This window comes from Blautia sp. An249 (genome assembly GCF_002159835.1).
Lineage (GTDB): Bacteria > Bacillota > Clostridia > Lachnospirales > Lachnospiraceae > Blautia_A > Blautia_A avistercoris.
Window position 1 is genome coordinate 172,883 of record NZ_NFJL01000007.1, and the last position, 9,124, is coordinate 182,006.

Here is a 9,124-nt window from a genome sequence, read left to right on the forward strand (position 1 = left end):
AGTTCACAGTTCCTGCACAAAAGATAGGCTCTTGCTTCCCGGTAAAATTTATGATAGCGTGAAAACAGAAAAAAGCGAAAGAAAAGAGGGATAACGGATGCGTACGGCAAAGGAAGTGTATCAGATTTATGACCAGTGTAAGTGCTCGTTCTATATTTATGAGGAAGAAATTGTGAAAAAACAGGCAGAAACCCTGAAACAGGCTCTGCCGGAGTTTGAATTTCTCTATTCGGTTAAATGCAATCCCATGGAAGAAATTCTGGAGACGGTATTTACCCGGGGCTTCGGAGCGGACGCGGCGTCTGTACAAGAAGTGAAACTGGCAGGAGAAAAAGGGCTGTCCAGGGAAAAGATTCTGTTCTCAGCTCCCGGCCGAAGCTATGAAGAGCTTCGGGAAGTCTGTGAAGATGCCCTGATTATCGCTGACAGTTTCCACGAACTGGAACTGCTGGAGAAAATAGCAGAGGAAAAAGGCCGGGTTCTGGAAACCGGCGTGCGTATAAACCCGGACTATACCATGGGCGGAGCAAAAGGAGTTTCCAGTAAATTCGGAATGGATGAAGAACTGATTTGGGAGAGGAGAGGTTTCTTTGATTCCTTAAAACATATACAGATTACAGGAATTCATGTACATCTTCAATCCCAGGTTCTGTCAGCAGACGTACTTTCCGCCTACTACAGAAAGGTGGCAGAGCTGGCGGTGCGGTGCCAGAAAGAGATGGGATGGGAACTGAAGTTTCTGAATTTCGGAGGAGGCCTGGGAATTCCCTATGGTCCCCAGGACAGTCCTCTGGATCTGGAGGAGGTTCTGAAAGGCTGGAAAAAACTGGGAGAGAAAATCCGAAAGCAACTTTCGGCCCGGCTCATTCTGGAAAGCGGGCGGTTCCTGGTATGCCAGGCAGGGACCTACTATACTCCCATCGTGGATCGAAAGGAATCCAGAGGCAGAAAGCTTCTGATTGTAAAAAATACCCTCAATGGATTTCTTCGCCCTTCCATGGCTGAAATTGTAAAAGACTGCAGAAAAGATGGGGAAGGTTTTACCTGCGAACCTTTTTATACAGGAGAAAACGCATTTGATTTCCGGGTTGTGGGAAAAGAAGGCGAAACAGAGAAAGAGACGGTGGACATTTATGGAAGCCTGTGTACCGCCGCCGATGCAATGAAAAAGGAAGCCGTGCTTCCCAAAAGTGAAATAGGAGATTTGCTTGCTGTAACCAATGCGGGAAGTTATGGATACAGCCTTTCACCGCTTCGTTTTTCCAGTCCGAAGGCGGTGCGGGAGTTCTACTGGCACGGATAATGCTTCTTTCGGATGCGAAAAGAAACCCCTCAGTTAAGGCTCCTTTTCGCAGTTGGTTTCATCCAGAATATAGAGAGGGCGGCGCTTGGCCTCCAGATAGGTTTTGGCCAGGTACTGTCCCAGAATTCCGATACAGAAAAGCTGGATACCTCCCAGAAGCAAGGTGATGCTTACCGTTGACGCCCAGCCTGCCACCGGGTCGCCAAAGACAATGCGCCGGAAGATGATGACAGCCATAAAGATCAGAGAAGAGAAACCGAATAAGACGCCGCTTAAGGTGGAAATCACAAGGGGCGCGGTGGAAAAAGCCACAATCCCGTCAATGGCGTAGAGGAGAAGACTCCAGAAAGACCATTTGGTTTCTCCGGCGACCCGCTCCACATTTTCAAATTCAATCCATTTGGTTTTAAATCCTACCCAGCCAAAGAGGCCTTTGGAAAAACGGTTATATTCGCCCATTTCCAGCAGAGCGCTGACGAATTTGCGGTTCATCAGACGATAATCCCGGGCGCCGTCCACCAAATCCGTTTTTGAGATGCGGTTCATCAGACGGTAGAACTTCCTGGCAAACCAGGAACGGATTTTCGGTTCTCCTTTTCGGGAAACACGTCTGGTAGCGGCAGAATCATACCCTTCCACAGTAACTGCATGGTACATCTCAGGCAAAAGGGAAGGAGGATCCTGCAAATCAGCGTCCATAATGGCCACGTAATCTCCCTGGCTGTACTGCAGGCCGGCATAAATGGCGGCCTCCTTTCCAAAGTTGCGGGAGAAAGAAAGATATTTAACACGGGAATCCGCAGCGGCCAATTCCTTCAGATAAGAGAGGGTTCCGTCAGAGGAACCGTCATTGACACAGATCAGTTCAAAGGATTCCTGGCACATGGATTCCGTAAGTTTTTGAAATTCCTGATAAAAGTAAGGAAGAGAGCTTTCCTCATTAAAGCAGGGGACGATAATGGAAATACTCATAATTACCACTCCTTCCATGAAAATTTTGGATCCGGGGTTTTACAGTTTTTAGATTATAACACAGATTCGGTGAAAATAAAACTTTCCTCAGCTCCTTTCCCGTGATAAGATGCATTATAAGAAGAAAGAAGAGAGGAACGATTATGCTGGAAACATATAAAACCGTGTACAAGGGCGGACAGGGAGAAATTGTGGAGAAAAAATCCCGTTTTATTGCTACCGTCCGTCCGGTGGAAACGGAAGAAGAAGCAATAGCTTTTTTAGAAGAAATGCGTAAGACTTACTGGAATGCCACCCATAACTGTTATGCTTATACGGTGGGTAAGAACCGGGAATTTACCAGATGCAGCGACGACGGCGAGCCCAGCCAGACAGCAGGAAGACCCATGCTGGACGTACTGCTTGGGGAAGAGCTGTACAACACGGCAGTGGTGGTTACCCGGTATTTCGGGGGAACCCTTCTGGGTACCGGGGGACTGGTACGGGCCTATTCCAGGGCAGTACAGGAAGGTTTAAAATGCAGTGAGCTGATAGAAAAGAAGTTTGGGCTGATTTTAGAGATTGGTACGGATTATCAGGGGATCGGGAAGATTCAGTACCTGGCAGGCGAGCGGAAGATACCGGTTCTGGACTCCCAGTATACGGACAGGGTAACAGTAAAGCTCCTTGTCCCCCTCCATCAGAAGGAAGAACTTAAGAAGGCTGTCACAGAGGCGACCAGCGGAAGAGCTTCCTTAAAAGAGGACAAAGAGCTGTATTTTGCCGTCAGAGACGGGGAATATTTACTGTTTGATGAATAATTCTCAGCATTTCTCCGGTTCCGGATATTCAGAATCGAAGGTCTCCACGGTGATGGAACGGATAACCTGAGGGGTTAAGGGACGATCGCTGTAATCGGTATCGGTCTCTGCGATTTTATTTACGATCTCTAATCCTTCGGTTATTTTTCCGAAAGCGGCATAAGCTCCGTCCAGGTGAGGAGAGGTCTGATGCATGATGAAGAACTGGCTTCCGGCGGAATCAGGATGCATGGCTCTTGCCATGGAAAGAACGCCTGGAGTATGTTTTAAATCATTGGGGAATCCGTTCTGGGCAAATTCTCCTTTAATGGAGTAGCCGGGGCCGCCCATGCCGGTACCGTCAGGACAGCCGCCCTGAATCATAAAGCCGTTAATCACCCGGTGGAAAATCAGTCCGTTATAGAACCCTTTGTTTACCAGGCTGATAAAATTGTTTACTGTGTTAGGGGCGATTTCCGGGTATAATTCCCCCTTCATAACATCGCCGTTTTCCATTGTAATTGTAATTACTGGATTTGCCATAATTTTTCTCCTTAAAAAATGATTGTACTTTTTGCGTGTAGTCTATTATAATATGTCAGAGAAAATCCTGCAAGAGAATTAGTTTAAGACGACAGGATAAGCGTAACTATTCAGCCGCGTAAGCTGCGGGAATCCGAGATGCATGGCTGAATAGTTACGGAAACGCATCTGATAACAGAAATTGTGCTGGAAAGGCTGGATACAGAGATGATAATAGAAACCAGAAATCCGCAGGAGACCTTTGCGGTGGGAAGAAGGCTGGGAGAAAAGGCGCAGCCGGGTCAGATTTATACACTGGAAGGCGATCTCGGCGTGGGAAAGACAGTTTTTACCCAGGGGGTTGCCGCCGGGCTGGGAATTACAGAAGCAGTCAGCAGTCCTACGTTTACCATTCTCCAGGAATATGAGTCGGGAAGACTGCCCTTTTATCATTTTGATGTCTATCGAATTGGAGATATTGAAGAAATGGAAGAAATTGGCTACGATGATTATTTTTTCGGAAAGGGAATCTGCCTTATTGAGTGGGCGAATCTGATTGAAGAGATTCTTCCCCAGAGCCATATTTCTGTAACTATAGAAAAAGATTTAAATCAGGGCCTGGACTATCGGAAAATTACCATACAGGGTCTGGAAGAATTTGATAAGAGAGAGGGAGACTGAGATGAAAATATTGGCGCTGGACAGTTCCGGAATTGTGGCTTCTGTGGCTGTGGTAGAAGATCAGAATCTGCTGGCAGAATATACTGTCAATTACAAGAAAACCCATTCTCAGACATTGCTGCCCATGCTGGATGAGATAAGTAAAATGACAGAACTGGATCTGGAAAGTCTGGATGCAGTGGCTGTTGCCGCCGGTCCGGGATCTTTCACCGGGCTTCGTATCGGGTCAGCTACCGCGAAAGGTCTGGGACTGGCTCTGAAAAAACCCCTGGTTTCCATTCCTACCCTGGAGGGACTGGCGTATAATCTGTATGATACGAAAGGTCTGATCTGCCCTTTGATGGACGCCAGGAGAAATCAGGTATACACAGGAGTCTATCGGTTTGCAGATCACAGGCTTCAGACAGTGGAGGAGCAGCGGGCAGCAGATATTCTGGAAATTCTGGAATGTATCAACCAGTTAGGGGAGCCGGTGACCTTTCTGGGAGACGGAGTTCCTGTTTTCCGGGACGCTATCGGAAGGACTGTAAAGGTGCCCTTTTCCTTTGCACCGGCCCATCTGAATAAGCAAAGAGCAGCAGCAGTGGCAGCGCTGGCCTGCGTATATATGGAAGAAGGGCGGACAGAAACAGCGGCAGAACACCGTCCGGACTATCTGCGCATGTCCCAGGCGGAGAGAGAGCGGGCAGAAAGAGAACGATTGAAAAAAGAGGGCACATCTCTATGATACTAAGAGAAATGATGCCCGAAGATCTGGAACAGGTAATGGAAATAGAAGAAAGGCTGTTTTCCCATCCCTGGACCAGAGAAGGATTTTTTACTTTTCTGATGAAAAGCAACGCCATGTTTCTGGTAGTGGAAGAGAAAGGACAGATTCTGGGCTACTGCGGATGCCTGCTGGTTCTGGATGAAGGCGATATTACCAATGTGGCAGTGAAAAAGGAACGTCAGGAAGAAGGAATCGGAAGTTTCATGATTGACGGGCTGATTCGTTTTTGCAGAGAACGAGGGGTTACCCTTCTGCACCTGGAAGTAAGGAAGGGAAACCAGAAGGCAATCCGTTTATACGAAAGAAATGGATTTAAAATGGATGGATACAGGAAAAATTATTATACAGATCCGTCAGAAGACGCTGTTTTAATGAGCCGGACAGAGGGAATCTGACAGAACAGAGAAAAGCTTCCAGGGTTTCCTCGGGTTTCCGCTGGGATTGAAAAGAACTTTCCTATATAATAGTGGATGAAGCGAAAGACATTTCACAAAAGGAGAATACCTATGAGAAAATATAAAATGCAGACAGAGAAACAGCTTATGGAACTTTCCTGTAATAAATGCGGAAGGAAAATCCCACTGAAAAACGGCGTGCCTCAGGAAGGGGTATTCCAGGGTCAGGCTGTCTGGGGATACTTTTCCGAAAAAGACGGAGAGGTTCATTCCTTTGATTTATGTGAAGCCTGTTATGATGAATGGATTCGTACTTTTCAGATTCCTGCAGAGATCCTGAAAAGTACCGAGATCCTCTAGGGAAGTGGACGTGAAAAACGTTTTATGCTACACTGATAGATGTGAATAAGTGAAAGAATAGGAAGATAGAGAATGTTGGATGTTTGTTTGTTAGGATCCGGGGGAATGATGCCCCTGCCTCACCGCTGGCTGACAGCCCTGCTGACCAGGTACAACGGCAGCAGTCTGCTGATTGACTGCGGAGAGGGAACGCAGATTGCCATGAAAGAAAAAGGCTGGAGCTTTAAGCCCATTGATGTGATCTGTTTTACTCATTATCACGGGGATCATATTTCCGGACTGCCTGGTCTTTTATTAACCATGGGAAATGCAGATCGCAGGGAACCTTTAACTTTAATCGGGCCGAAAGGTCTGGAGCGGGTGGTTACAGCTCTTCGTGTGATTGCCCCGGAGCTGCCCTTTGAACTGCGTATGATAGAACTGACGAAACCGGAGGAACACCTGGAGCTGAATGGATACCATATTACGGCTTTCCGGGTCAACCATAATGTGCTTTGTTACGGTTATACCCTGGAGATTAAGAGACAGGGACGGTTCTCTCCGGAGAGGGCCAGGGAACAGCAGATTCCACTGAAATTCTGGAATCCTCTGCAGAAAGGACAGACCATACAGACAGAGGAAGGAGACTGCTATACACCGGACATGGTGCTTGGGCCGGCGAGAAAAGGCCTGAAACTTACTTATACAACCGATACACGTCCAACAGAATCCATTTTAAAAAATGCCAGGGGTTCGGATTTGTTTATCTGTGAAGGGATGTATGGAGAAAAGGACAAACTGGCGAAGGCAAAAGAGTATAAGCATATGACTTTTTATGAGGCGGCCAGACTGGCGAAAGATGCGGAAGTTTCCCAACTGTGGCTGACTCATTACAGTCCGTCCCTGGTGCATCCCGAAGAATTTCTGAAAGAAACCAGGGAGATTTTTCCTGAGACGTATCCGGGAAAAGACGGGAAATTTGTGGAATTGATGTTTGAGGAGGAGTAAAACAATGGAAGATATACAGATTCTGGCGATTGAAAGTTCCTGTGATGAAACCGCAGCTTCCGTGGTAAAAAACGGGAGGACGATTTTGTCTAATGTGATTTCTTCCCAAATAGAACTTCACAAGTTATATGGAGGCGTAGTCCCGGAAATTGCGTCCAGAAAACATATTGAGAAGATTAATCAGGTGATTGAACAGGCGCTGGAGGACGCAAATGTTACCCTGGATGAGATAGACGCTGTTGGAGTTACCTATGGCCCGGGTCTTGTGGGCGCTCTTTTGGTGGGAGTGGCGGAAGCAAAGGCCATAGCCTATGCCAGGAAACTGCCGCTGGTAGGGGTGCACCATATTGAGGGGCACGTATCTGCCAATTATATTGAGCATCCGGATTTGGAACCTCCGTTTTTATGTCTGATTGTTTCCGGAGGACATACCCATCTGGTGATCGTGAAAGAATACGGAGTTTTTGAAATTCTGGGAAGAACCAGGGACGACGCAGCCGGAGAAGCCTTTGATAAAGTGGCCAGAGCCATCGGTCTGGGATACCCGGGCGGGCCTAAGATTGACAAATTATCCAAAGAAGGAAACCCAAAAGCCATTGAATTTCCAAGGGCGAAAATTGACGGATGTCCTTATGATTTCAGCTTCAGCGGTGTAAAATCAGCGGTATTAAACTATATGAATCAGGCCAAAATGAAAGGAGAAGAAGTGAATCGGGCAGATTTGGCAGCTTCTTTTCAGGCGGCTGTGGTGGATGTCTTAACAGAGCATACCATGAGGGCGGCAGAAGATTACGGAATTACCAAAATAGCCATTGCAGGGGGCGTGGCTTCCAACCAGACCCTGCGGGCGGCCATAGAGAAAGCCTGTAAGCAGAGAAATTTCCGTTTTTATTGTCCGTCTCCGATTTTCTGTACGGATAATGCGGCAATGATTGGGGTGGCGGCCTATTATGAGTATCAGAAAGGCGTCCGTCACGGATGGGATTTAAATGCGGTGCCGAATTTAAAGCTGGGAGAGCGTTAGAAATGGAAAAGTGTACAGCCATCGTACTGGCGGCCGGCCAGGGAAAACGAATGAATACCAAAGTGCATAAGCAGTTTCTGCTTCTTCAGGGAAAACCAGTGCTTTATTATTCTCTGAAGTGTTTTGAAGAAACACCCTGGATAGAGGATATTATTCTGGTTGCCGGGAAAGAAGAGTGTCAGTACTGCAGGGAGGAAATTGCAGATAAATACGGATTTAGGAAAATCCGGAAAATTGTGCCCGGGGGGAAGGAACGATATGACTCTGTCTACCAGGGACTACTGGCATGTGAAAATACGGAGTACGTGTTTATTCACGATGGCGCAAGACCTCTGCTTACCCGGGGGATCCTGGAAGAGAGTTTCCGGGAAGTGAAAAAATGGAATGCCTGCGTAGTGGGAGTGCCTTCTAAAGATACAGTGAAAATAGCAGATGAAAATCAGTGTGTGGCAGAAACGCCAAGCCGGGACAGGGTATGGATTATTCAGACCCCCCAGGTGTTCCGGTATTCTCTTATTAAAGAGGCCCATGATTCTATCCGTGGAAAAGAGCTTTTCCAAATTACAGACGACGCCATGATTGTAGAACAGGAAACCGGATGTAAAGTGCGGTTAGTCCAGGGGGATTACCAGAACATTAAGATTACCACACCGGAAGATCTGGTGCTTGCAGAAGCTTTTTTAAGAGGTTTTCAGAAAGATGAAAAAAATTGAAAAAAACGGAAATTTGTTATTGACATAGAAAGACAATATTGCTATAATACTTTTTGCGCTGACGAAGTGCAAAACAAAAAAATACCTTTGGAGAGGTATCGAAGTGGTCATAACGAGGCGGTCTTGAAAACCGTTTGTCCGCAAGGGCGCGTGGGTTCGAATCCCACCCTCTCCGTTCTGCAGGATGCAGAGAAAGCTAGGACAATTTGGAGAAGTACCCAAGCTGGCCGAAGGGGCTCCCCTGGAAAGGGAGTAGGTCGTTAATAGCGGCGCGAGGGTTCAAATCCCTCCTTCTCCGTTTTTTTATGAAGAATCCTTCATAAAAAACCACAGAAAAAAGTTTGAAAAAGTTGTTGACAAGCTTGGGAAGCTGTGGTAAGATAACAAAGTTGCTGAGCGAAACAGAGAACAAAAGCTTTGAAAAAAGTTAAAAAAGTTCTTGACAAGCCTGGATGAAGATGGTAAAATAAACGGGCTGTCGAAAACAGCAGCGAAGAACCATGATAACTGAACAGTAAAACACAGACCCGAAAATTCTTTACAAAACGAACGGTTCACGAACCGAAACAGTAAAAAAGGAACAAGGATAGCCAAAGGTTATCCTGGGACAAGAAACTAA

11 protein-coding genes and 2 tRNA genes are annotated in these 9,124 nt (G+C 46.7%); 11 read left to right on the forward strand and 2 right to left on the reverse strand.

Annotated elements, in window-relative coordinates; genetic code table 11:
- Positions 1-97 precede the first annotated feature (97 nt).
- Positions 98-1,303: a hypothetical protein gene (locus B5F53_RS08710; RefSeq protein WP_087222415.1), complete on the forward strand. Its 1,206-nt coding sequence runs from the start codon at positions 98-100 to the stop codon at positions 1,301-1,303.
- 33 nt (positions 1,304-1,336) lie between these two features.
- On the opposite strand, the gene B5F53_RS08715 is transcribed toward B5F53_RS08710, so the two are convergent.
- Positions 1,337-2,275 carry a glycosyltransferase family 2 protein gene (locus B5F53_RS08715; protein WP_087222417.1) on the reverse strand — a complete coding sequence of 313 codons (939 nt, stop codon included), beginning with the start codon at positions 2,273-2,275 and terminating at the stop codon, positions 1,337-1,339.
- A 143-nt stretch (positions 2,276-2,418) separates the two neighbouring features.
- Here B5F53_RS08715 and B5F53_RS08720 point away from each other — a divergent pair, with 143 nt between their 5' ends.
- Complete coding sequence (locus tag B5F53_RS08720) at positions 2,419-3,075, forward strand: YigZ family protein (protein WP_087222419.1); 657 nt, start codon at positions 2,419-2,421, stop codon at positions 3,073-3,075.
- A 3-nt stretch (positions 3,076-3,078) separates the two neighbouring features.
- On the opposite strand, the gene B5F53_RS08725 is transcribed toward B5F53_RS08720, so the two are convergent.
- The gene (locus B5F53_RS08725; protein WP_087222421.1) at positions 3,079-3,597 is read right to left on the reverse strand and encodes a peptidylprolyl isomerase; all 519 of its coding nucleotides are present in this window, start codon (positions 3,595-3,597) and stop codon (positions 3,079-3,081) included.
- 207 nt (positions 3,598-3,804) lie between these two features.
- Here B5F53_RS08725 and tsaE point away from each other — a divergent pair, with 207 nt between their 5' ends.
- The 9 genes from tsaE (at position 3,805) to B5F53_RS08770 (ending at position 8,803) form a co-directional block, all read left to right on the forward strand.
- Complete coding sequence (gene tsaE, locus B5F53_RS08730; RefSeq protein WP_087222455.1) at positions 3,805-4,257, forward strand: tRNA (adenosine(37)-N6)-threonylcarbamoyltransferase complex ATPase subunit type 1 TsaE; 453 nt, start codon at positions 3,805-3,807, stop codon at positions 4,255-4,257.
- A gap of 1 nt (position 4,258) precedes the next feature.
- Positions 4,259-4,984 carry a tRNA (adenosine(37)-N6)-threonylcarbamoyltransferase complex dimerization subunit type 1 TsaB gene (gene tsaB, locus B5F53_RS08735; RefSeq protein WP_087222423.1) on the forward strand — a complete coding sequence of 242 codons (726 nt, stop codon included), beginning with the start codon at positions 4,259-4,261 and terminating at the stop codon, positions 4,982-4,984.
- Positions 4,981-5,421 carry a ribosomal protein S18-alanine N-acetyltransferase gene (rimI, locus tag B5F53_RS08740; protein WP_087222425.1) on the forward strand — a complete coding sequence of 147 codons (441 nt, stop codon included), beginning with the start codon at positions 4,981-4,983 and terminating at the stop codon, positions 5,419-5,421. The genes tsaB and rimI overlap by 4 nt, the downstream gene beginning before the upstream one ends.
- Before the next feature lie 111 nt (positions 5,422-5,532).
- The gene (locus tag B5F53_RS08745; RefSeq protein ID WP_087222427.1) at positions 5,533-5,781 is read left to right on the forward strand and encodes a hypothetical protein; all 249 of its coding nucleotides are present in this window, start codon (positions 5,533-5,535) and stop codon (positions 5,779-5,781) included.
- Between the two features lie 72 nt (positions 5,782-5,853).
- Positions 5,854-6,768, forward strand: coding sequence for a ribonuclease Z (locus B5F53_RS08750; RefSeq protein ID WP_087222430.1), 915 nt, complete (start codon positions 5,854-5,856; stop codon positions 6,766-6,768).
- 4 nt (positions 6,769-6,772) lie between these two features.
- Entirely contained in the window at positions 6,773-7,792 is a 1,020-nt protein-coding gene (gene tsaD / locus B5F53_RS08755) for a tRNA (adenosine(37)-N6)-threonylcarbamoyltransferase complex transferase subunit TsaD (RefSeq protein WP_087222432.1), read from the forward strand.
- 2 nt (positions 7,793-7,794) lie between these two features.
- Entirely contained in the window at positions 7,795-8,505 is a 711-nt protein-coding gene (gene ispD / locus B5F53_RS08760) for a 2-C-methyl-D-erythritol 4-phosphate cytidylyltransferase (RefSeq protein WP_087222434.1), read from the forward strand.
- An 89-nt stretch (positions 8,506-8,594) separates the two neighbouring features.
- A tRNA-Ser gene (locus B5F53_RS08765) sits at positions 8,595-8,680 on the forward strand.
- Between the two features lie 33 nt (positions 8,681-8,713).
- Positions 8,714-8,803 (forward strand) — tRNA-Ser (locus B5F53_RS08770).
- The last annotated feature ends 321 nt before the right edge of the window (positions 8,804-9,124 follow it).